The organism is Modicisalibacter ilicicola DSM 19980 (assembly GCF_900128925.1).
GTDB lineage: Bacteria > Pseudomonadota > Gammaproteobacteria > Pseudomonadales > Halomonadaceae > Modicisalibacter > Modicisalibacter ilicicola.
The window spans coordinates 185,281-206,115 of sequence record NZ_FQUJ01000004.1 but is presented as its reverse complement, the minus strand read 5'-3'; the positions used below and the strand labels follow the sequence as shown (position 1 = coordinate 206,115).

The following is a 20,835-nucleotide window of genomic DNA, read 5'->3' as shown; positions in this document are numbered from 1 at the left end:
CACGCGCCATGACATCTGGCAACCCCCCTGCGCCAACGCAAGCCCCTCGTGGGGGGAATCGCACTTCAGCAATAACAAACTTCACTTTGATAGCCGGTAATGGTTTGCCCGACAGGCAGTGAATATGCTGAAGGCGTACAGGCTGCCGCTTGGGTTCATGTCATGAGATCGAACCCGGTGCCGCAACAATAACAAGACCCCATCGAGCACCGTGTAGAGCATCAGGAAGCCTCTTCGCCGTGCTCACCCAGCGCGAGGAATGAGGAACAACAACATGACGATCTTCGATTTCCCTGCCAGAAACAGACTGGCCGCCGCCGTTTTCTGCGCATCGTTCATGACGCTACCCGCCATGTCTCCTGCGCAAGCCAAGGAGCCGGTCAACATCGGCCTGAATGTGTCGTGGCCCGGATTCTCGTTCCTCGAGGTGGCCCGGCAGAAAGGTCTGGCGGAAGACTACGACCTGAACCTGACCATCTTCGAAGACCCTCTCGGCGGCCATGCGGCACTTGCTGCCGGTCAGATCGACGTCTATCTCAGCACCGCCGAGTACACGCCATTCGCCATCGAGCGCGGCACGGACACGGTCCTGGTATCGCATCTCAATATTTCCTATGGCGTCGACAAGATCCTCAGTGCCAGGGAGACGGATGCCCAGGAGCTGAAGGGCAAGAAGGTCGGGGCGCCGCAAGCCTATATCGGCGAGATACTCATGGGGATGTGGCTCGACAGCGAAGGGTTGATGCCGAAAGACGTCGACTGGGTGAACCTGAATGCGGACGAGGCCGTAGGGCCGGTCATGTCCGGTGACCTGGCGGCAGCCTACATGTACGAACCCTGGGTGACACGCGTCCTCGAGAATCTCGACACGGCCACGATCGTCGCGAATACCGCCGAGCCCCGCTACCTCGATACCGGGATCTTCATGGACGCGATGTACATGAACAAGAATTTCATCGCCGAGCGGCGCCAGGCCGCGATGGACATCATCCGTGCCCGGTTCGACGCCCTGCAGTACTGGCATGACAACACGCAGGAGGTGAACCAGCTGTTCTCGGACTATCTGCAATGGCCGGTGTCCGATATCGAGTCGGTCGTGGGCACCAACGGCAAGTATCTGGATGACGGCCTGTACATGCTCGATTTCGATGAGACCGCTCGCATCTGCGGCGTGCTGGAGGGCGATCCCCCGCATGGAATCGATAACGGCTCGATGGTCCAAAGCGTCCGACTGACCAACGAGTGGTGGGTGAAGCTCGGCCTGATGGACGCGATGCAGGAGGCCGAAAAGGGCGTCGACTGCAGCCTGACGGCCGATCTGGTCGAGAGTGGCTATCGTCAGTCCATGTCCGCCCGTTAGCGCAAGACCCGGGACAGCGACACGCCAGTCGCCGGCACCGGGTCTCTCGTCTCGACGTATCAACGGGAGGAGCCAAGATGGAAGTTGCATCCAAGAGCAGTGCCTACCGGGCCCGCTGGTTCGAGTTCCTGACGCCGACCTCGAAAAGGTGGCGCCTCCTCCTCGGCGCCACGGTATGGGTCATTTTCTTCGGCCTCTGGGAAATGGCCGTCCTGTGGGGCTGGGTCAACACGCTGCTGGTCCCTTCTCCACTGGAGGTGATCCGCACGCTCTATGAGCTGTTCGCCGAGCGAGGCTTCCTGTCGGATGTCGGCATCAGCATCGCGCGCATTCTCGGCAGCTTTCTGGTGGCCTGCACCCTGGCGATCCCCCTCGGCATTCTCATGGGCTCGTTCAAGACGGTCGAGGCGTTCTTCAACCCCTTCGTATCGGCGTGGCGCTATCTGCCGGCGCCAGCCTTCATACCGATCCTGCTGATGTGGTTCGGTACCGGCGAGCTGCCGAAGCTGGCGTTACTTTTCCTCGGTGTCATCTTCTTCTTGATCACCTTGATCATGGACCACACCAGCCAGGTACGGGCGGAACTCATCGAGACCGCGATGACCCTCGGCGGCCAACGCTGGCAGATCCTCTGGACGGTCGTCGTTCCGGCGGTGCTGCCGAACATTCTCACCTCGATGCGCCAGATGCTGGCCATCGCCTGGACCTACCTGGTGATCGCCGAGATCATCGCCTCGACCACCGGCATCGGCGCGATGATGATGCGCGCGCGGCGCTTCCTGCATACCGACGAGATCATGGCCGGGATCCTGATCATCGGGATACTCGGTCTCGCCTTCGACGTGCTGTTCCGCTGGCTGCAGCGCGTCCTGTTCCCCTATCTCGACCAGGAGGGGCACTGATGAACATGCTCGATGAGGATCGCATGGCCCAGTCATCGCCCAGCGCATGCCCCCCGCCGACCGACACCCCGAAGCTGCGGTTGGCGAACGTGAGCAAGTCGTTCCACGTGCCGCGCGGTGAGGCCATCGAGGCGATCAAGGATGTCAGCTTCACCACGCTGGAAAACGAGGTCTGCGTGCTTCTTGGCCCCTCCGGCTGCGGCAAGTCCACCGTGCTGCGCATGGTGGCGGGGCTGGAGCAACCCTCCAGCGGCGAACTGATGCTCGACGGCTGTCCGATCACGGGCCCGTCGCAAGAGCGGGGCATGGTCTTCCAGGCCTATACCTCCTTCGACTGGCTGACGGTGCAGCAGAACGTCGAGTACGGCATGCGGCTCAACCACGTTCCCAAGGCACAGCGACGCGAGCGGGCCAGGCATTTCATCGAACTGGTGGGGCTGAGCCGTTTCGCCGGCGCCTACCCCCGGCATCTGTCCGGGGGCATGAAGCAGCGCGTCGCGATCGCACGCACCCTGGCCAACGAACCGGCGATCCTCCTGATGGATGAACCCTTCGGGGCGCTCGATGCCCAGACACGCTGGCAGATGCAGGAACTGATGATGAGCATCGTCGAGTCCGCCAACACGACGATTCTGATGGTCACCCACGATATCGAGGAGGCGATCTTCCTGGCCGATCGGATCGAGTTCATGTCTCGCCATCCGGGCCGGGTCCATGAAGAGATCATCCCCTCGTTCAAGCAGGGGCGCCGGTTACGCCACAAGGAAGAACTGATCGGCCTGGCCGGCTACGGCGATCTCGAACGCCATATCCTCCACCTGATGCGCGCCCAGGGTGGCGAGGACTTCGAGCACTGAGTGCCCGAGGCAATGGCTCACGCATGGAGTTGATGAGGGAACAGATTCTATGAACCAACCGACCGTCATGATGGCCGAGATGACCTGGCCCGAATTCGGTGAGCGCCTAGCGAGCGATCCGATCGTGTTTCTACCGACCGGCATGCTCGAACAGCACGGGCCGCATCTGCCCATGGGCGTGGATCACCTGCTGCCGACCGCCATCGCCGCGGTGGTGGCGCGGGAGGTCGATGGCATCGTCGCACCGCCCGTCAACTATGGCTACAAGTCGATGCCGCGCACCGGGGGCGGGCCTTCCTTCCCCGGCAGCACCGGCCTCGATGGCGCCACCCTGAGCGCCGTGGTGCGCGACATCATCCGGGAACTCGCGCGCCATGGCGTGCGCCGCATCTGCGTCATCGACGGCCATTTCGAGAACCTGTGGTTTCTCAACGAAGGCATCGACCTGGCGATGCGCGATGTCGGCGCGACGGGCCTGCGCGTGATGTGCCTGCAACACTGGGAGTTTTTGACCCGCGACACCCTCGACGCCGTCTTCCCCGAGGGTTACCCGGGGATCGAGCTCGAACACGCCGCGGTACTCGAGACCTCGCTGATGATGCATTTCTACCCCGAACTGGTGCGAATGGACCGCATTCCGGACAACGCGCCAATGGAGGCCCCGCCCTACGACGTCTGGCCTGCGCGGCGGGAATGGGTGCCGGAGACGGGCTCGCTGACCTCGGCGGCACAGGCCACGCCGGAAAAGGGGATGCTCATGGTCGAGCAGTACCGCCGCGACATGGTGGCGGCAGTCCGGCGCGAGTTCCTCTCGTGATCGGCTTGTGGCATTGCCGAGGCGGCCGCCCTTACGGGCCAGGGAGCATGTGATGACGGTTTCTTTCGATTTCAGTGGTCAGACGGTGCTCGTCACCGGCGCGAGTCGCGGCATCGGCTTCGGCGTGGCCCAGGCGTTCGCAGATGCCGGTGCGCGGGTCTGCGTACTCGCGGAGGACGCGGGTATCGAGAAGGCGGCGCGGACCCTCTCGGCCACCACCGGAGGCAACGTCCGGGCCCTGCGCTGCGACATCTCCGACCCCGATGCCGTGCACAGGGCGCTCGACGGTTTCGGTCGGCTCGATGTGCTGATCAACAATGCCGGGGTGGAGCTGCCGACACCGGTGGAAGAAGGCCACTCCGCCATCGACGATGCCTTCCGGCGGATCATCGACGTGAATGTCATGGGCACCTGGTGGGTGACCCGGGCGGCGCTGCCGCAGATGGGTGAAGGCGGCCGAATCCTGATCACGTCGTCGATCTGGGGGCGCACGGCCGTGCCCGGGTTCGCCGCCTATGTGGCGTCGAAGCACGCGCTGATCGGTATCGCCCGGACCCTTTCGCGCGAACTTGGCCCCCGCGGGATTCGAGTCAACGCCGTCTGCCCGGGCTGGGTGCGCACCGAGGCGTCGCTTCGCTCCCTGGCGGTGATGGCCCAGGAGCGAGGCATCAGTGAAGACGCAATGGGCGACGCGCTGGCGGCCAATCAGTCCCTGGATGGCCTGATGGACCCCACCGACGTGGCAGGCCTGTATCTCTACCTGGCCTCCGAGGCGGCCGCCAATCTGACCGGCCAGGCGATCCAGGTCGATCGCGGGGAGGTGATGGCATGAGTGACACGCTCGCTGGCGTGCGCGCACTGGTGACGGGGGGTTCCCGCGGCATCGGACGCGCGATCGCGATCTCGTTGGCGGCGGCAGGTGCACGGGTGGCCTTTGGCTACCACGGCGACGGCCAGGCGGCGCATTCCACACTGGCAACAGTGCGCGCTCATGACGCCTCGGCCTTTGCGATCGAGGCGGACGTGTCGGTGGAAGCCGAGGCGGTCGCGATGGTCGATCGTGCCATCGACGGCCTGGGGGGGCTCGACGTGGTGGTCAACAATGCGGGGATTCTTCACGAGGTCGGCCTGCTGGACACCTTGGTGGCCGATTTCGATGCGGTCGTCGGCGTCAACCTGCGCGGCACCTTTATCGTCGGGCGTGAGGCGATCCGGCACATGACGCGCCACGCCGGCGGTCGCGTGATCAACATCGCCTCCGACCTCGGCTACCTCGGCCGCGAGCGCAATACTGCCTACTGCGCCTCGAAGGCGGGTATCGCGGCGATGACCCGCTGCTGGGCCCGCGAGTTCGCTCCCGACATCCTGGTCAACGCCGTCGCCCCCGGCCCGGTCGACACCGACATGCTCGGGGCGGAGGTCATGAGCGAGGAGCAGCGGCACAAGGAAGCCGAGATTCCGCTTGGCCGCATCGGCCATCCCGAGGAGGTCGCCGCCCTGGTCACCTTCCTGGCCGGGCCACAGGCGACCTTCATCACCGGCCAGACCTACGGCGTCAACGGCGGCAGCGTCATGACCTGACTGACACCAGACCTTCAACAACGCCATAACGAGCACGCACAGAAGGAAGACCACGATGGCCCACGACGATTCCTACTTCCGACCGCTCGGCGGTAGCGAGCTGCCACGCTTTGCGGGACGCTCCACCTTCATGCGACTGCCGCTGATCGACGATCCGTCGGAAGTCGATATCGCCCTCATCGGATTGCCCTGGGACAGCGGCTCGACGAACCGGGCCGGCCAGCGCCACGGTCCACGCGAGATCCGCAACAACTCGACCATGATGCGGCTCGTCCATCAGGCAAGCCGCATCGCGCCTTATGACCTGTGCCGCATCGCCGATCTTGGCGACGTGCCGGTCAACCCCATCGACATCCGGGACACGCTCGAACGCGCGACCGCATTTTACCGGCGTGTTCATCAGGCCGGCGCGGCACCGCTCACCGCCGGCGGCGACCATCTCGGCACGCTACCGATCCTGCGCGGCCTCGCTCGCGACGAGCCGATGGCCCTGGTCCAGTTCGATGCGCATTCGGACACCAACGACACCTATTTCGGCGATAATCCCTACACCCACGGGACGCCGTTTCGCCGCGCGATCGAGGAAGGGCTACTCGATCCCAGGCGCATCATCCAGATCGGCATTCGCGGCTCCCTGTACGAGGCGAGCGACCTCGACTGGGCGCATGAGCAGGGGATTCGGGTCCTCGAGATCGAGGAGTACTTCGACCTGGGGCCGGACAAGGTGGTCGAGGAAATCTGGCGAGTGGTGGGCGATACGCCGACCTATGTCACCTTCGACATCGACGCGCTGGACCCGGTCTACGCCCCCGGCACCGGCACCCCCGAGATCGGCGGCTACTCGACCCGAGAGGCCCAGCGCATGATCCGCGGCCTGCGCGGCCTCAATCTCGTCGGTGCCGACGTCATGGAGGTCGCCCCGCCCTTCGATTCCTCGGGCATCACCGCCCTGGCCGGCGCGAGCCTGATGTTCGAACTGCTGTGCGTGCTCGCCGACGCGGTTGCCAAGCGTCGCTGAAGCTGGACTTTGGCGGGGAGGGCCGACGAGGTGTGGCGGACGCACCCCGCGTCTCGACTTCCCAGCCGAGGCTTGCTCCTGGGCGAGATAGGCGCGGCGCAGAAAAACAAAAGGCCCTGCGACTGCTCGCAGGGCCTCGATGGACTGGCCCGCCCTATAGGATTCGAACCTATGACCTTTGCCTCCGGAGGGCAACGCTCTATCCAGCTGAGCTAAGGGCGGAAACTGCGACATGAGCGCGCAGTCGACGCGCAGTATCCTACGCGCCTGATCTCGCTGTGTCCAGCCACCATCGGCACTACCTTGGACATCAACCGGCACGATGCGCCCAATGGCGCAGAAGAGTGCATTTTCCAGCTCCACCGGTTGCCGCTATACTGTCGGCTTTCGAGCATTGGCGCCGAATCGCGTTTACCGACAAGACCGCAAGAGGTGGTGAGAGTGAAATTCAAGAAACCGATCATGGCAACTCTGGCCACTCTTGGCCTGATTGCCGGTATGGCTTCAGCGCAGGATTCCAACATGTCCAAGGAGGCAATCGCCGAGCGGCTCAAGCCGGTGGGCGAGCTGTGCCTGCAAGGCGACGATTGCGGCAGCGGCTCTCCTGCAGCGGCGGCGGCAAGCGGTGGCGGCGACAGCGGCGGCAAGTCCGGCGAGGAAATCTACAATAGCGTATGCATGGCGTGCCACGAGACCGGGGCTGCCGGTGCACCGGTCCGCAGCGACGAGGCGGCCTGGTCGGAGCGAACATCCAAGGGCTTCGACACTCTGTTGGCCCACTCCATCAACGGCTTCAATGCCATGCCGGCCCGGGGGGGCAATCCCAACCTTTCGGATGAGGAAATGCATGCCGCGACGGCCTATTTGCTCGAGCCCGTCATGGACGTTCCCGCTCAGGGGAGTGGCGAACAGGCCGCTTCCGATGGCGGTGAGGCCTCCGGCGAGGGCCAGGAGGCCGCCAGCGCGGATGCAGGGCAGCAGGAACAGCAGGCGATGGCACAAAATGATGCCGGCGGCGACCAAGAAGGTGCGAATGCCGATCAGGGCGGTGCTGCCGAGACGGCGGCCGCGGGCAACGACGGCGCTTCCGATCTGCCCGGCGCCGACAAGATCGGAAGCTGTGTGGCCTGCCATGGCCAGGACGGCATGGGCACCGCGCCCATGTACCCCAACCTCGCGGGGCAGAATGCCGCCTATATGGAGAGCGCCCTGAAGGCCTATCGCGCCGGCGAGCGTCAGGGTGGCATGTCCGCGGTCATGACGCCCATGGCCTCCTCGCTCTCCGACGAGGACATCACCGACATCGCCGAGTACTACAGCCAGCAGACTCCCTGATGTAGCCCCGGCTCACGCGCTTCGAGCCCCGCATGGCAGCTGCCGTGCGGGGCTCTTTTCGTCCATGACGACCGGGCTAGCCCAGCAACGAACGCAACCCGGCGATGGCATCCTTGCCCCGGGCCTGCTTCCTGTCCGGGTCTTCCTTGTCGGCACGGCCTTCCCACTCCAGATCCTCCTCGGGCAGTTCGTCGAGAAAGCGGCTGGGCGTGCAGTCCATCAGTTCGCCATAGGCCTTGCGCTGGCGCGCCAGGGTCAAGGTCAGGGTGCGTCGGGCGCGGGTGATGCCCACGTAGGCCAGACGCCGCTCCTCCTCCACCGTGCCGGCCTCGATGGAGTTGCGATGCGGCAGCAGCTCTTCTTCAAGCCCCATCAGGTAGACGTGGGGAAACTCCAGGCCCTTGGAGGCGTGCATGGTCAGAAGCTGCACCCGGTCGGAGTCGTCTTCCTCGGCCTGCTGTTCGAGGATGTCGCGCAGCACCAGCCGCGAGATCGCCGACTCGACATCGTCGGTCTCTTCACCTTCCTCGCGCTCCATGGACTTCTCGAGCTGGTCGATCAGGGTCCATACGTTGGCCATGCGCCGTTCGGCGATGGTCGGCGCGCTGGCGTTCTGGAACAGCCAGGCCTCGTAGTCCATGTCACGGATCATCTCGCGAATCGCCGCGATGGCATCATTCTGGTCCATGCGCCTGCGCACGCCGTCGATGAAATGCACGAAGCGGCCCAGGCGCTCCACGGCCCGGGTCGACAAAATCTGCTCGAGTCCCAGTTCGTGACAGGCGGCGAACAGCGATACGCCGCGCCCGGTGGCCTGGTCGTTGGCATAGTTGGCGAGCTTTTCCAGGGTGCCGGGGCCGATCTCGCGGCGGGGCACGTTGACGATGCGCAGGAAGGCATTGTCGTCGCCGGGGTTGATCAGCAGGCGCAGGTAGGCCATGGCGTCCTTGATCTCGTTGCGCGAGAAGAAGGAGGTGCCGCCGGAAAGCTTGTAGGGAATCTGGTAGTGCTGCAGCTTGAGCTCGAGCAGCCGGGCCTGGAAGTTGCCCCGGTAGAGCACCGCGAAGTCACGCCACTCGGCGGATTCCTTGATGCGCCGGGTGAGGATCTCGCTGGCTACCCGCTCCGCCTCGGCCTCCTCGTGGCGATTGACGACGATGCGAATCGGATCGCCCTGGCCCATGTCCGACCACAGGGTCTTCTCGTAGACGTGGGGATTGTTGGCAATCAGGGTGTTGGCGGCCCGCAGGATCACCCCGGTGGAGCGGTAGTTCTGCTCCAGCTTGATGACCCGCAAGCGAGAGAAGTCTTCGCCGAGGGTGACCAAGTTCTCTGGACGGGCGCCGCGCCAGGCATAGATCGACTGATCGTCGTCGCCAACCACGGTGAAGGTGGCACGCTCGCCCATCAACAGCTTGACCAGCAGGTACTGGCTGACGTTGGTGTCCTGGTACTCGTCGACCAGCATGTAGTGGATCTTGCGCCGCCAGCGGGCCAGCGCCTCGACATCGCTCGACAGCAGCACCACCGGCAGCAGGATCAGGTCGTCGAAATCGACGGCATTGTAGGCCTTCAGGTGTCGGTTGTAGGCCTCGAAAAGCCGCGCGCAATACTGCTCGTCCTCGTCCACCGCACGGGAAAGCGCCTGGGCCGGTAATATCAGGTCGTTCTTCCAGGTGGAGATCTGGTTCTGCACGCGGTTGATCTGGTCGGCATCGACCTGGGCGTCCTTTTGCATCAGGTCGCGCAGCAACACCTTGGCATCCTCCGGGTCGAACAGCGAGAAACCCGGCTTGTAGCCGAGCGCCTTGAGTTCGGCCCGGATGATGTTGAGCCCCAGGGTATGGAAGGTCGAGACCGTCAGGCCGTGGCCCTCGCGGCCCTTGAGCATCTGCCCGACCCGCTCCTTCATCTCCCGGGCGGCCTTGTTGGTGAAGGTCACCGCGGCGATCCGGCGGGCGCTCATGCCGCACTCCTGGACCAGGTAGGCGATCTTGGTGGTGATCACGCTGGTCTTGCCCGAGCCGGCGCCGGCGAGCACCAGGCAGGGGCCGTCGATGTAGCGCACGGCTTCCTGCTGACGAGGGTTGAGCTTGGCAAGACGTTGCTGAATGGACATCACATTACTCAGGGTCGACGGCACCGGCGAATTCCAACTGGCGCCAGGCCTCGAACACGATCACCGCACAGGCGTTGGAGAGATTCAGGCTGCGGCTGTCGGGCAGCATGGGAATACGCAGCCGCTGCCCGCGGGGCAGGTCATCAAGCATCGCCTGGGGCAGGCCGCGCGTCTCGGGGCCGAACACCAGGGCATCGCCCGCACGATAGCCCGGCTCATGATAACCGGTGCGCCCCCGGGTGGACACGGCGAACACCCGGGCCGGCGCGATATCGCGCAGAAAGGCCGGCCAGTCCGCATGCACCCGCACCCTCGCCCATTCGTGATAGTCCAGCCCGGCCCGCCGCAAGCGCTTGTCATCGAGGGCGAAGCCCAGGGGTTCGATCAGATGCAGGCGAAAGCCGGTATTGGCGCACAAGCGGATCAGGTTCCCGGTGTTGGGCGGAATCTCGGGCTCGTAGAGCACCACGTCAAGCATGGGAGTACCTGGCAAAAACGCGCTCGAGCCCCGCAATGGAGCTCGAGTCGGGAAGCACCTGGCGCACGTTCATGATCGGTTCATGAACGGTTCCTCAGAGGATGTTTACAAAACAGGCGAACGAAGGCAAGACAAGGCGAAATTGGAAGAAAAAGCGCAGTTTACGTGCGGTAAATGAGCATTTTGATGACAATTTCAACGCTGTATTGCCGAGTGCAGGCATTTTGTAGACACCCTCTCAGAAGATCATCCGCAAGCCGGCCAATGCCCCGCTGTCCAGGGTCTCGTCGCCATGGCGATTGTCGAATTCCGCCTCGACCCGGCGGTAGCCGACGTAGGCATCGACATTGCGCACCACGCGGTAGCGGGCCCGCAGGCCGTACTCGAGGCTGTCCTCGAGCTCGTCGCTGGTGACCACACCGGGGGTATAGAAGCCGTAGCCGCCCAGGGAGAGCCGTGGGATGGCAGGCACATAGACGTAGCCGTAACCCCCCAGGCCCAAACCGCCGCCATCGCCGTAATCGGTATCGAACTGGCTCCAGCGCGCACCGATGCCGACGTCGTAGTCGCGGTTGGACTCGGTTCCCATCACCTGCGCATGCATGGCGGTGACATCCTCGTTGTCGTCGCTGCTGAGAAGCCCCCCGCCGAGTTCCAGATTGGGGGCGAGATTGCCGTTGGCCTCGAACTGCACCGCATCGTTGTTGAGGTTCAGGTCAAGATTGCCGGCCTGGGCCGCAACGCTTCCCAGACTCAGAAAGGTAGCGCCCACCAGCGCCAAACGGATTTTCATCGATTGTCTCCTTGAATCTGAACGTTCTACACGGACAGGACACCGTAGCGGTCCCGATACGCCCGAATGGCCTTCGCATGCGCCGCTAGGGAGCTATCGGCGTGCACCTCTAGATATTCAAGCACCTGATCGAGGTTGACGATACTCACTACAGGCATACCATAGCGCGCCTCGACATCCTGAATGGCACTGCGGGCCTCGTCGCCCCGGCCGCGTTCCTGGCGATCCAGGGCGATGACCACCCCGGCGGCCCGGGCGCCGGCGGCATCGATCAGCCCCATGACCTCGCCGATGGCCGTCCCGGCGGTGATCACATCGTCTATGATCAGGATGCGGCCCTCGAGCTCGGCACCGATGATGTTGCCGCCTTCGCCGTGATCCTTGGCCTCCTTGCGGTTGAAGGCAAAGGGCAGGTCACGGTCGTGATGGTCGGCCAGGGCGATGGCCGTGGCGGATGCCAGGGAAATCCCCTTGTAGGCCGGTCCGAACAGCATATCGGTTTCGAGGCCGCTGTCGACGATCGCCTGGGCGTAGAAACGGCCCAGACGCGCCAGCGCCGCACCGCTGCGAAACAGGCCGGCATTGAAGAAGTAGGGGCTGACACGGCCGGACTTCAGGGTGAACTCGCCGAAGGTGAGCACGCCCTGTTCGATGGCGAAGGCTATGAACTCACGCTGATACGCTTGCATGTGATCGGTCACGAGCCTTCCTATCATGGTTATTGATTAGCGCCATTTACCCAAACGTCTAAAGCTCGGGTATGATACACGCGCGACGAAAAAGGGACCATGTATGAAAATCGCCAGCATCAACCTCAACGGAATTCGCGAAGCGGTCGAGCGAGGCTTTCTCGACTGGCTTGACGAGCAGGATGCCGACGTCGTCTGCGTGCAGAACCTGAAGGCCAAGAGCTTCGAGCTCGATGACAGCATTCTCTACCCTTCCGGCTACGAGGGCTACTTCCTGGATGCCGAGCAGGAGGGTTTCTCGGGGGTCGGCCTCTATTGCCGCAAGATCCCCAAGGCCATCATGTACGGCCTGGGCTTCGAGCAGTGCGATCTCGAGGCACGCTTCCTGCAGGCCGACTACGACCGCTTCAGCATCGCCAGCTTCCTGATGCCCGACGGCAGCGACTACGCCGCCAAGCAGGCCTTCATGGCCCAGTACCAGGACTACCTGGGCAAGATGGCCCGCAAGCGCCGAGAGTACATCATCTGCGGTACCTGGCACATCGCCCACAAGACCCTGGACCTGGCCAACTGGGCAGACAACCAGACCACCCCGGGCTTCAAGCCCGAGGAACGCGCCTGGATGGATCAGGTATTCGGGCCCATCGGCTTCATCGACACCTTCCGCGAGATCAACCGCGACGCCGGGGAATACACCTGGTGGCCCAAGCTCGACCAGGACGTGCCGCGCGCGCGCCAGGAAGGCTGGCGCATCGACTATCAACTGGTCGGCCCCAACTTCCGCCGTCACGTGGTGGACGCCTGGATCGACCATGAGGCGACCTTCTCCGAGTTTGCGCCATTGATCGTCGAGTACGACCTGGAATTGTAGCCCGCGATTTTCGTCGTGCCCACAAGAACGCCGGCCTTCACGCCGGCGTTCGGTGTTTCAGCGGCGAGTCACTCGCGCAGCCCCAGCGCCTCGCGCTGATGGGCGAACAGCTCGGCACCCGCCTTCTCGGCCAGATCGAGCATGGCATCGAGCTCGGCCCGGGAGAACGCCGCCGTCTCGGCGGTGCCCTGGACTTCGATCAACCCGCCGCCTTCGGTCATCACCACGTTCATGTCGGTCTCGGCGCCGCTGTCCTCGGGATAATCCAGGTCCACCACCGGGGTGCCGCGGAACATGCCCACCGAGACCGAGCTGACCAGCTCCTTGAAGGGATCGCCCTTGATCAGCTTCTGGCGCTGCAGATGGCGGATGGCGTCGATCAGCGCCACGCAACCGCCGGTGATCGAGGCGGTACGGGTGCCGCCATCGGCCTGGATCACGTCGCAGTCGACGGTGATGGTGTATTCACCGAGCTTCTTGAGATTCACCGCGGCGCGCAGGCTGCGGCCGATCAGGCGCTGGATCTCCAGGGTGCGACCGCCCTGCTTGCCGCGGGCCGCCTCCCGGCCCCCTCGAGTATGGGTGGCTCGCGGCAGCATGCCGTATTCTGCCGTCACCCAGCCCTGACCTTTGCCGCGCAGCCAGCGCGGCACCCCGGCTTCGACGCTGGCGTTGCACAGCACCTTGGTGTCGCCGAAGGTGACCAGAACCGACCCTTCAGCATGGCGGGTATAATCCCGAGTGAGGGTGATGTGTCGGGTCTGGTCCGGCTGTCGTCCGCTGGGGCGCCTGCTCGCTGAATGCATAGTACCTCTTGAAATCCTGTGACGGAGAGTGAGAAACACGTGTATCGGTGGAGGCCATTCTACACGTCAGCCCGATTCGAATCCGTTACACTCGGTGCTTTACTCACTCCGGCGCGAGGATATTTCCATGGCCCACAGCATGACCGCCTTCACCCGGCAGACCCGGGACGCCGCCTGGGGCAGCCTGCAACTGGAGCTGCGCTCGGTGAACCAGCGCTATCTGGAGCCGCATTTCCGACTGCCGGAATCCCTGCGCGATCTCGAGCCGACCTTTCGCGATAGCCTGCGCAACCGCCTGGCCCGGGGCAAGGTGGAGTGCACGCTGCGCTTCGAGCCCGCCACTACCGGGGAATCTCTCACCGTCAACCGCTCTCGCCTCGCGGAACTCGGCCGTGCGCTGCAGGAGATTCGTGCCGAAATCCCCGAGGCGACATCCCCCGACGCCCTGGCGTTGCTCGATCATCCCGGGGTGATCGAGGTTCAGGGCACCGACCTGGACGAGGTAAAGCGCGAGGCATCGACCCTGTTCGACGACGCCCTCACTGACTTGATCGCCGGCCGCGCCCGGGAAGGCGAGCGCCTGGCGGAACTCATCCATCTGCGCCTGCAGGCCGTGCGCGGCCAGGTGGCCGAGGTCCGCGCACTGCTGCCCTCGATACTCGAACGCCAGCGCCACCAGCTCTCGGAACGCCTTGCCGCCCTCGAGGCCGATCTCGACCCCCAGCGCCTCGAGACCGAGATCGCACTGCTCGCCCAGAAGGCCGATGTCGACGAGGAACTCGACCGCCTCGAGACCCACGTCACCGAGGTCGAGCGCCAGCTCAAGCAGAAGGGCCCGGTCGGCCGTCGCCTGGATTTCTTGATGCAGGAGCTCAACCGCGAGGCCAACACCCTATCCTCGAAATCCGTGGTCGCGGACACCACCCGCTGCGCGGTGGAGCTCAAGGTGCTGATCGAGCAGATGCGGGAGCAGATCCAGAACATCGAGTGATGTCCATGACCTTCCATGGGAACCTACAACTCATTATTTTTTAACAGAAAACATTGAGGCTTTGTCTACGGAAGTCTACGAAAATCTAGCTTAATCCAGCGCCAAGTGGGGAGTACAATGGGGAGCAAACCGGCGTACTACCCACCAAAAGGCGATATTTTCCAATGGGTACTCCCCACTTCAAACGCTCGCACTCGCGCTTCGTCACCCCGTGCAACAGCGCACATGCTTTGGCAGCTCCGCCTCAAAAGCTTGCTAGACAAGCATTTGTTGATTCACGCCCTATCCTGCCTGCCACTCAATCAAGCAACTGTTTCAATTTTTCCGGCACGCTGAGGGGAGTCTAATGGGAAGCTTTACCGCCAAGAAGATCCAGTCCCTGATCAAGGACGGAAGACCTGGACGCTACAGCGACGGCAACGGCCTCTACCTGATGATCCCCAGAAAGGGCGCACCCTACTGGATGCTGCGGTACACATTCGCCGGAAAGCGGCGTGAGCTGACGCTAGACAAGTACGCTGACCGTTCCTTGGCAGAGGCTCGCGAGAAAGCTGTAGAGGTCCAAAGGGCCATCCGCAACGGCGTCGACCCCCTCGAAGAGCGCAAGCGTGAGGAGCAGATCAAAATTCACACCGTCAGGGAACTCTTCGGAGATTGGCATCACGACTTGGAGAAGCGCCTCAAGCATCCAAACATCCCGAAGCGAATCTTCGAGAAGGAGGTGTCGCCCTCGATCGGACATCTGACCCTAGAAAGGGTCACCCCTATGGATGTACGAGCCATCATCAGGAAAGTCGCCAGCAGTGGTCGCCCGGCCATTGCTAACGACACCCTGATGTACCTGAAGCAGCTGTTCAATCACGCCATTAAGCTAGGGTTGCTCACCTACAACCCGGCCGCGGCCTTCAACGTCAACGATGCGGGAGGCATCGAGAAAAGCCGCGACCGGGCGCTGAGCCTCAGTGAGATTCACCATGTCTTCCAAGTCTTCAGGGAAAACAGCGACAGCTTCAGCCGCGACAACTACCTCGCCTGCGCCCTACTCCTAGTTTTGGGGGTTCGCAAGGCCGAGCTGACCGAAGCCCAATGGTCAGAATTCGACTTGAAGAGCAGACGATGGGAGCTCTCTGCTGCGCGCAGCAAGACTGGCACCGGAATTGCCATCCCTCTTCCTCCGCAAGCGGTAGGCTGGCTGGAAGAGCTTAAGATCCGCGCCTGCGGCTCGGACTATGTCTTTCCTAACCGCCGCAGCAGTAAGCGGCCCTACATGGGCAAGGACACGCTGAATCGTGCCATTGCTAAGCAATTCGGTAAGGAACCAGGCAAGAAACCGCAACCAGAGAATAAAATGGGAAATATTGCCGAGTTTACAGTTCACGATCTGCGACGTACTTGCCGCAGCTTGCTGGCTGCAGTAGGTGTGCCTGGGCATGTCGCTGAGCGCTGCTTGAATCACAAGCTGAAGGGGACAGAGGGCATTTACGACCGTCATGACTACTTTAATGAACGGAAAGAGGCCCTGACCAAAGTGGCAAAGCTGGTTGAGCCTGCCATCAGCTGTGTATCAATGGACGTTGAATAAGATGGTGAGATAGCGAAAGCGTAAGCACACCACCCAAGGGAGGCAGGTCACGTGCTGTGCGACCTATCCTCCTTCTGTTTCTTGCACTTATAGCTTCAGCTCTGAATTCGCCACTTGTAGTGGTCAACTACTGACCTCACCATAATAAACGGGTGAGGCTTTCAGCAGTTTCTTGACATGATCACGACATCGCTTTATCCACGATGTCATGCGTTTAAGCCATTGCCTAAACCCAGCGCATCCTTGAACATCAAGTTCGCCCGTTTGCGTTTTATCCAACTCCATAAGGACTCCGTTGGATTCAGTTCAGGCGCATAAGGTGGCAGCGACTCCAGACTCAGACGTGCCTGAACGTTCGGCTGGCACAGCCACTCACGAACCTCTCGGCATCGATTAACCGGGGCGTTGTCCCAGATGACTCGCAGTTTGCCGCGCCAGTACCGGAGCAGCGTCTTCAGGAAGGTAACGATGGTGGCCCCGGTAACGGTTCCCGGCATCCAACTGAAATAGGTTCATCCCTGAAGTAACACGGCGCCAAGTACCATGTGGCGGGGCGACTGCCCTCGCTTCCCTTTGACGACCGGGTCCTGCCCACGGGAGCAAACGTCTTCCGATGATGCGAGCAGAGGTGAAGCTCGACTCATCTATGAAGATCAGGGTTTCTTTCTGCTCCTAAGCCTGTTTTTTAATTCCGGCCAGATCACGTCTCGCCAGTGTTCGATAGCGGCTTCGTCGCGGCGGATATCCTGTCGTCTGAACTTCTACCAGGACCATCCCCACCGCTTAAGAAGCCGCCCCATATGCGTCTGGCTGTAGTGAAGGAAACGCTGCATAAATCCCGCCGTAACTGCCTGATCGCCAACGGCAAGGTAGAATCTGACCATCCCGCCACCGTCTGACAGAGCCACCCGATGAAGCAGATCTCGTTCGCACAGGCTGAGCACCAAAACAAGAAAAAGGTTACCCGCCGTGAGCGGTTCCTGGCCCAGATGGACGCCCTGGTGCCTTGGCAACGGCTGATCGACGCGCTGTCACCGTCCTACTTCCCCAACGCAGCGGGCAAGCGCGGCCGTCCGCCCATCGGCCTGGCGCGCATGCTGCGGATCTACTTCCTCCAACAGTGGTATGCGCTCGCCGACGAGGCGCTCGAAGATGCGATCTATGATAGTCAGGCCATGCGCGATTTCATTGGTATTGACCTGGCCATCGAGAGCGTGCCGGACGCGACCACACTGCTGCGTTTCCGCCATCTGTTGGAGAAGCATGCCCTGACCCAACGGATCTTCGAGGAGATCAACGCCAGCCTGGCCGAGCAGGGCCTGTTCATGCGCGAGGGCACCATCGTCGACGCCACTATCGTGGCCGCCGCGCCCTCCACCAAGAACAAGGCCAAGCAGCGCGATCCGGAGATGAAGCAGACCAAGAAGGGCAACCAGTGGTATTTCGGCATGAAGGCCCATATCGGCGTCGATGCCGTCACCGGCCTGACCCACAGTGTCGCTGCCACCTCGGCTAACGTGGCAGATGTCACCATGGCAGGCCATCTGGTCCGGGATGACGACAAACGGGTATACGGCGATGCCGGGTACACCGGCATGTGGAAGTACCTGGACGAAGAGAAGGACGCCCCGGGTTCCCGGTGCTACATCGCGGCCAAGCGTGGCATTCTTAAGAAGATGGAAGACAGCCCCATGAAGACGCTGCTACTGGCATTCGAGAAGGCCAAGGCCAGCATCCGTGCCAAGGTCGAGCACCCGTTTCATGTCATCAAGAACCTCTTCGGCTACCGGAAGGTGCGCTACAAGGGGCTGACCAAGAACCAGGCGCAACTCTTCAGCCTGTTCGGACTGGCCAACCTGGTGCTGGCGACACGATGCGAGGGCCAAGTTGAAGGGGTCAGTACGCCTTGAATATGGCCTGGCAGCCGGAGAATCCGGCTGCCAGGAAATAGGCCGTCTGTGGTGGTCAGAAATTAACCGCTGAGAAGCGGAATTTACTGCGCTGAGCGCATCAGCCGATCAATGGTGAATTGTTCAGTGGTTCCTGAACGCCATGTGAAGGTTGCTCAATAAAGGAAAGGTGCACTACGGGAAAGCAGCGACGGATCAAGCGCTGGGAGCATGAAGAGATACTTGAAGCCGCGCAGGCACGTCTCGACTGGAAGCCAGAGATGATGCGTCTAAGGCGACAAACTTTGGAGCATCCATTCGGGACGCTGAAAGCCTGGATGGGCTCGACGCATTTCCTGACAAAGCGGCTCGCCAATGTAAGCACGGAGATGAGCCTGCACGTATTGGCCTCCGACTTAAAGCGAGTGATGAGCATTTTGGGCGTCAACGAGTTGATACGGGTCGCAAGGGCTTAACATAGCCCTTTTCACACGCTTCCAGAACTTGGGTGCAGCAGCGATACTTTTGGTAGTGCGTCTATTTATTTCGGTAGGCTGCCGCCCCATCAAGCAGCAGGCTTCAAAAGCTGGCCTCGGAGGGACCGTCAGGCAACTGAGGGGGCAGCCCCTCGATTAAAGCGGGCCTTTCCTGTTTTCATACAGCCTGGACCTCTACCGGACACAATAGAGTGTGGCCTGAAAACTGGGGCTTTCTTAAAAAAGCCCCAAAGTAAGCAGGTAAAACTGCTGACACGACATGACGGCTCAGGACAGCAGATTCGGCAACCACAGAGAGATTGAAGGAATGTAAGTTATTAATATCAAGAAGCACAATAATAGTGCCAGCCACGGTAGGGCCGCTTTGATGACCCAGCCGACCGGGCGTCCCGTTATCCCGGCGGTAACGAACAGATTGAGCCCCACCGGCGGAGTGAGCATACCGATCTCCATGTTGACCACCATGATGATACCTAGGTGGATCGGATCGATACCCAACTGCATGGCGATGGGAAACAGGATCGGCGCCATGATCAACAGGATCGCTGAGGGTTCCATGAAGTTGCCTGCCGCCAACAGCAGCAAGTTCATGACGATTAAAAACCCCCACGCTGGCAGGCCCCAGGAGACGATCGTCTCGGCGATGGTATGCGGGATGCGCTCGGTAGTCAGCACGTGAGCGAATAGCATGGCATTGGCGATGATGAACAGCAGCATCATCGCCACCTTGGCACCATCCAGCACTACCCCACGCACCTCGTGGTCCCCGAATGAGCCTACGATGGCCTTCGGTACTTGCCACAGGCTACGCAGTAGCGCCGCGCCTAAGCTCTCGCCCGGCCGACGCCAGGGATCATCCTTGAGCGGCCCCATGTCACGATAGCCGACCACGGCGACCAGCCAGGCATAGACCGCGGCAATAGCTGCCGCCTCGGTGGGGCTGGCTACACCTCCATAGATCGTACCCAGCACCAGCAGGATCAGCAGCAGGCCGGCCAAGGCTTTTCCACCGGAGCGAAGCAGCTGCCCGAAGCCGGGGAAGGGCTGTGCCGGTAATTTTAAGTAGCGTGCCGAGATATAGATGGCGACCATCAGGATGCCCCCCATCATTAGCCCCGGAATTAGGCCAGCCATGAACATTTTGGCTGCTGACACTTCTGTAGCCGCTGAATAGACCAGCATGACGATCGAGGGCGGAATCAGGATGCCCAGCGTACCGGCGTTGGCGATCGCCCCGGCGGCATAGGATTGAGGATAGCCCTGGCGCACCATGCCAGCGATGGTAATCGAGCCGATTGCGGCGACCGTAGCCGGCGATGAGCCAGAGACAGCGGCGAATAGCATGCAGGCCATCACCGAGGCCATCGCCAGCCCGCCCTTGACGTGGCCCACGACATCGGTTGCAAAGTTGATCAGTCGTCGCGCCACGCCGCCTGTGGACAGGAAGGCGCTGGACAGGATGAAGAAGGGTATTGCCAGCAGCGTATAGTGATGGGATACCGCCTCGAACAGCTTGATAGCGATTGAGCCCAGCGAATCATTGGAGAACAGCAGGATCGTCGTCACACTGGAAAAGCCCAGTGCAAAGGCGATCGGCATGCCCAGAAAAATGGCAGCGAATAATAAAATAAACAGGGTCGCGATAGTCACGGGCGGCCCTCCTTGTCATAGTCTGCGGGGTCGCGCTGTTCGGCAAGACGCATGCTTTCCTGGCCTTCATCCGAGAAGCCGAAGCTGTCGGCATCTCCCTTGATCACGCGCCAGCCCAGCTCGACGAAACGCAGCACCAGCAACCCCATGCCAATTGGCAAGATCAGCGTGGCCTGCCACTTGGGAATCGGAATGTCCTGAAGCTCGATGCCGATCATGCGGGTCAGGGATAGATATTGGAAGCTACCGACCAGAAGCAAGCCGCAGTAGGTCAGGCAGACGGCGAGAGCAACGAGCGTGACGATGCGGCGTCCGCCGCGTGGTAGTTTCTTGACCAGCACATCGACGCCGATGTGCGTCCCATGCTTGACCCCCCACGACACGCCGAACAGTACGAACCAACCTGACAGATAAAGAGAGCCTTCCTGCGCCCAACTGATGCCCTCGGCCAGGACGAAGCGATAGAACACCTCGACGCAGACCAAGAACACCATGGCGACCAGCAGCGCACAAAAGATCGTTTCTTCCAACTTATTGAGCCAGCGCACAATCATGATTCTAACCTCGAACACTTATTATGACGGCGAGTCCGCCGGGACT

Annotated in this window: 20 protein-coding genes, 1 tRNA gene and 1 pseudogene; 13 read left to right on the top strand and 9 right to left on the bottom strand. The window is 62.0% G+C overall.

The window, feature by feature from the left end; genetic code table 11:
• Window positions 1-274: 274 nt before the first annotated feature.
• The 7 genes from BUA41_RS05490 (at window position 275) to speB (ending at window position 6,535) form a co-directional block, all read left to right on the top strand.
• Complete coding sequence (locus BUA41_RS05490; RefSeq protein ID WP_175546930.1) at window positions 275-1,360, top strand: ABC transporter substrate-binding protein; 1,086 nt, start codon at window positions 275-277, stop codon at window positions 1,358-1,360.
• A 77-nt stretch (window positions 1,361-1,437) separates the two neighbouring features.
• On the top strand, window positions 1,438-2,262 hold the full coding sequence (locus BUA41_RS05485; RefSeq protein WP_072820529.1) for an ABC transporter permease: 825 nt from the start codon (window positions 1,438-1,440) through the stop codon (window positions 2,260-2,262).
• Window positions 2,262-3,119: an ABC transporter ATP-binding protein gene (locus BUA41_RS05480; protein WP_217652775.1), complete on the top strand. Its 858-nt coding sequence runs from the start codon at window positions 2,262-2,264 to the stop codon at window positions 3,117-3,119. Before BUA41_RS05485 ends, BUA41_RS05480 begins: the two co-directional genes overlap by 1 nt.
• A gap of 49 nt (window positions 3,120-3,168) precedes the next feature.
• Window positions 3,169-3,936, top strand: a complete 768-nt coding sequence (locus BUA41_RS05475; RefSeq protein WP_072820526.1) for a creatininase — start codon at window positions 3,169-3,171, stop codon at window positions 3,934-3,936.
• A 52-nt stretch (window positions 3,937-3,988) separates the two neighbouring features.
• A complete protein-coding gene (locus BUA41_RS05470) occupies window positions 3,989-4,768 on the top strand; it encodes an SDR family NAD(P)-dependent oxidoreductase (RefSeq protein ID WP_072820524.1) in 780 nt (259 codons plus the stop codon).
• A complete protein-coding gene (locus BUA41_RS05465; RefSeq protein ID WP_072820522.1) occupies window positions 4,765-5,517 on the top strand; it encodes an SDR family NAD(P)-dependent oxidoreductase in 753 nt (250 codons plus the stop codon). The genes BUA41_RS05470 and BUA41_RS05465 overlap by 4 nt, the downstream gene beginning before the upstream one ends.
• 55 nt (window positions 5,518-5,572) lie before the next feature.
• Complete coding sequence (gene speB / locus BUA41_RS05460; RefSeq protein WP_072820520.1) at window positions 5,573-6,535, top strand: agmatinase; 963 nt, start codon at window positions 5,573-5,575, stop codon at window positions 6,533-6,535.
• A gap of 145 nt (window positions 6,536-6,680) precedes the next feature.
• Here speB and BUA41_RS05455 read toward each other — a convergent pair.
• Window positions 6,681-6,757, bottom strand: a tRNA-Arg gene (locus tag BUA41_RS05455).
• Between the two features lie 300 nt (window positions 6,758-7,057).
• On the opposite strand from BUA41_RS05455, the gene BUA41_RS05450 reads away from it, so the two are divergent.
• The gene (locus BUA41_RS05450) at window positions 7,058-7,870 is read left to right on the top strand and encodes a c-type cytochrome (protein WP_245791852.1); all 813 of its coding nucleotides are present in this window, start codon (window positions 7,058-7,060) and stop codon (window positions 7,868-7,870) included.
• Window positions 7,871-7,946: 76 nt separating this feature from the next.
• On the opposite strand, the gene rep is transcribed toward BUA41_RS05450, so the two are convergent.
• From rep to pyrE, 4 genes are all read right to left on the bottom strand, one after another.
• Complete coding sequence (gene rep, locus BUA41_RS05445; RefSeq protein ID WP_072820516.1) at window positions 7,947-9,989, bottom strand: DNA helicase Rep; 2,043 nt, start codon at window positions 9,987-9,989, stop codon at window positions 7,947-7,949.
• A 4-nt stretch (window positions 9,990-9,993) separates the two neighbouring features.
• The gene (gene trmL, locus BUA41_RS05440) at window positions 9,994-10,467 is read right to left on the bottom strand and encodes a tRNA (uridine(34)/cytosine(34)/5-carboxymethylaminomethyluridine(34)-2'-O)-methyltransferase TrmL (RefSeq protein ID WP_072820514.1); all 474 of its coding nucleotides are present in this window, start codon (window positions 10,465-10,467) and stop codon (window positions 9,994-9,996) included.
• A 238-nt stretch (window positions 10,468-10,705) separates the two neighbouring features.
• Window positions 10,706-11,260 carry a YfaZ family outer membrane protein gene (locus BUA41_RS05435; protein ID WP_072820512.1) on the bottom strand — a complete coding sequence of 185 codons (555 nt, stop codon included), beginning with the start codon at window positions 11,258-11,260 and terminating at the stop codon, window positions 10,706-10,708.
• A 26-nt stretch (window positions 11,261-11,286) separates the two neighbouring features.
• Entirely contained in the window at window positions 11,287-11,949 is a 663-nt protein-coding gene (gene pyrE / locus BUA41_RS05430; protein ID WP_072820811.1) for an orotate phosphoribosyltransferase, read from the bottom strand.
• Between the two features lie 103 nt (window positions 11,950-12,052).
• On the opposite strand from pyrE, the gene BUA41_RS05425 reads away from it, so the two are divergent.
• Window positions 12,053-12,820, top strand: a complete 768-nt coding sequence (locus tag BUA41_RS05425; protein ID WP_072820510.1) for an exodeoxyribonuclease III — start codon at window positions 12,053-12,055, stop codon at window positions 12,818-12,820.
• A gap of 68 nt (window positions 12,821-12,888) precedes the next feature.
• On the opposite strand, the gene rph is transcribed toward BUA41_RS05425, so the two are convergent.
• Window positions 12,889-13,626, bottom strand: a complete 738-nt coding sequence (gene rph / locus BUA41_RS05420; protein ID WP_072820507.1) for a ribonuclease PH — start codon at window positions 13,624-13,626, stop codon at window positions 12,889-12,891.
• 127 nt (window positions 13,627-13,753) lie between these two features.
• Between rph and BUA41_RS05415 the strand changes: the two genes are divergently transcribed.
• Both BUA41_RS05415 and BUA41_RS05410 read left to right on the top strand, forming a co-directional pair.
• Entirely contained in the window at window positions 13,754-14,617 is an 864-nt protein-coding gene (locus BUA41_RS05415) for a YicC/YloC family endoribonuclease (RefSeq protein WP_072820505.1), read from the top strand.
• 346 nt (window positions 14,618-14,963) lie between these two features.
• Window positions 14,964-16,199: a tyrosine-type recombinase/integrase gene (locus BUA41_RS05410; protein WP_072820503.1), complete on the top strand. Its 1,236-nt coding sequence runs from the start codon at window positions 14,964-14,966 to the stop codon at window positions 16,197-16,199.
• A gap of 206 nt (window positions 16,200-16,405) precedes the next feature.
• On the opposite strand, the gene BUA41_RS19710 is transcribed toward BUA41_RS05410, so the two are convergent.
• The gene (locus BUA41_RS19710; RefSeq protein ID WP_072820501.1) at window positions 16,406-16,696 is read right to left on the bottom strand and encodes a transposase; all 291 of its coding nucleotides are present in this window, start codon (window positions 16,694-16,696) and stop codon (window positions 16,406-16,408) included.
• 414 nt (window positions 16,697-17,110) lie between these two features.
• On the opposite strand from BUA41_RS19710, the gene BUA41_RS05400 reads away from it, so the two are divergent.
• Window positions 17,111-18,109 carry an IS5 family transposase gene (locus BUA41_RS05400; protein ID WP_072820499.1) on the top strand — a complete coding sequence of 333 codons (999 nt, stop codon included), beginning with the start codon at window positions 17,111-17,113 and terminating at the stop codon, window positions 18,107-18,109.
• A 143-nt stretch (window positions 18,110-18,252) separates the two neighbouring features.
• Window positions 18,253-18,564 (top strand): annotated as a pseudogene (locus BUA41_RS05395) (transposase); the annotation flags it as partial.
• A 288-nt stretch (window positions 18,565-18,852) separates the two neighbouring features.
• On the opposite strand, the gene BUA41_RS05390 reads toward BUA41_RS05395, so the two are convergent.
• Together BUA41_RS05390 and BUA41_RS05385 are read right to left on the bottom strand one after the other, a co-directional pair.
• Window positions 18,853-20,235 carry a TRAP transporter large permease gene (locus tag BUA41_RS05390; protein WP_072820495.1) on the bottom strand — a complete coding sequence of 461 codons (1,383 nt, stop codon included), beginning with the start codon at window positions 20,233-20,235 and terminating at the stop codon, window positions 18,853-18,855.
• Window positions 20,232-20,789: a TRAP transporter small permease gene (locus BUA41_RS05385; RefSeq protein WP_217652774.1), complete on the bottom strand. Its 558-nt coding sequence runs from the start codon at window positions 20,787-20,789 to the stop codon at window positions 20,232-20,234. The genes BUA41_RS05390 and BUA41_RS05385 overlap by 4 nt, the downstream gene beginning before the upstream one ends.
• Between the last annotated feature and the right edge of the window lie 46 nt (window positions 20,790-20,835).

Coding starts and splice junctions, on each gene's coding strand:
- BUA41_RS05490 (WP_175546930.1), top strand. CDS start 275: ATGACGATCTTCGATTTCCCTGCCAGAAACAGACTGGCCGCCGCCGTT.
- BUA41_RS05485 (WP_072820529.1), top strand. CDS start 1,438: ATGGAAGTTGCATCCAAGAGCAGTGCCTACCGGGCCCGCTGGTTCGAG.
- BUA41_RS05480 (WP_217652775.1), top strand. CDS start 2,262: ATGAACATGCTCGATGAGGATCGCATGGCCCAGTCATCGCCCAGCGCA.
- BUA41_RS05475 (WP_072820526.1), top strand. CDS start 3,169: ATGAACCAACCGACCGTCATGATGGCCGAGATGACCTGGCCCGAATTC.
- BUA41_RS05470 (WP_072820524.1), top strand. CDS start 3,989: ATGACGGTTTCTTTCGATTTCAGTGGTCAGACGGTGCTCGTCACCGGC.
- BUA41_RS05465 (WP_072820522.1), top strand. CDS start 4,765: ATGAGTGACACGCTCGCTGGCGTGCGCGCACTGGTGACGGGGGGTTCC.
- speB (WP_072820520.1), top strand. CDS start 5,573: ATGGCCCACGACGATTCCTACTTCCGACCGCTCGGCGGTAGCGAGCTG.
- BUA41_RS05450 (WP_245791852.1), top strand. CDS start 7,058: ATGTCCAAGGAGGCAATCGCCGAGCGGCTCAAGCCGGTGGGCGAGCTG.
- rep (WP_072820516.1), bottom strand. CDS start 9,989: ATGTCCATTCAGCAACGTCTTGCCAAGCTCAACCCTCGTCAGCAGGAA.
- trmL (WP_072820514.1), bottom strand. CDS start 10,467: ATGCTTGACGTGGTGCTCTACGAGCCCGAGATTCCGCCCAACACCGGG.
- BUA41_RS05435 (WP_072820512.1), bottom strand. CDS start 11,260: ATGAAAATCCGTTTGGCGCTGGTGGGCGCTACCTTTCTGAGTCTGGGA.
- pyrE (WP_072820811.1), bottom strand. CDS start 11,949: ATGCAAGCGTATCAGCGTGAGTTCATAGCCTTCGCCATCGAACAGGGC.
- BUA41_RS05425 (WP_072820510.1), top strand. CDS start 12,053: ATGAAAATCGCCAGCATCAACCTCAACGGAATTCGCGAAGCGGTCGAG.
- rph (WP_072820507.1), bottom strand. CDS start 13,626: ATGCATTCAGCGAGCAGGCGCCCCAGCGGACGACAGCCGGACCAGACC.
- BUA41_RS05415 (WP_072820505.1), top strand. CDS start 13,754: ATGGCCCACAGCATGACCGCCTTCACCCGGCAGACCCGGGACGCCGCC.
- BUA41_RS05410 (WP_072820503.1), top strand. CDS start 14,964: ATGGGAAGCTTTACCGCCAAGAAGATCCAGTCCCTGATCAAGGACGGA.
- BUA41_RS19710 (WP_072820501.1), bottom strand. CDS start 16,696: ATGCCGGGAACCGTTACCGGGGCCACCATCGTTACCTTCCTGAAGACG.
- BUA41_RS05400 (WP_072820499.1), top strand. CDS start 17,111: ATGAAGCAGATCTCGTTCGCACAGGCTGAGCACCAAAACAAGAAAAAG.
- BUA41_RS05385 (WP_217652774.1), bottom strand. CDS start 20,789: ATGATTGTGCGCTGGCTCAATAAGTTGGAAGAAACGATCTTTTGTGCG.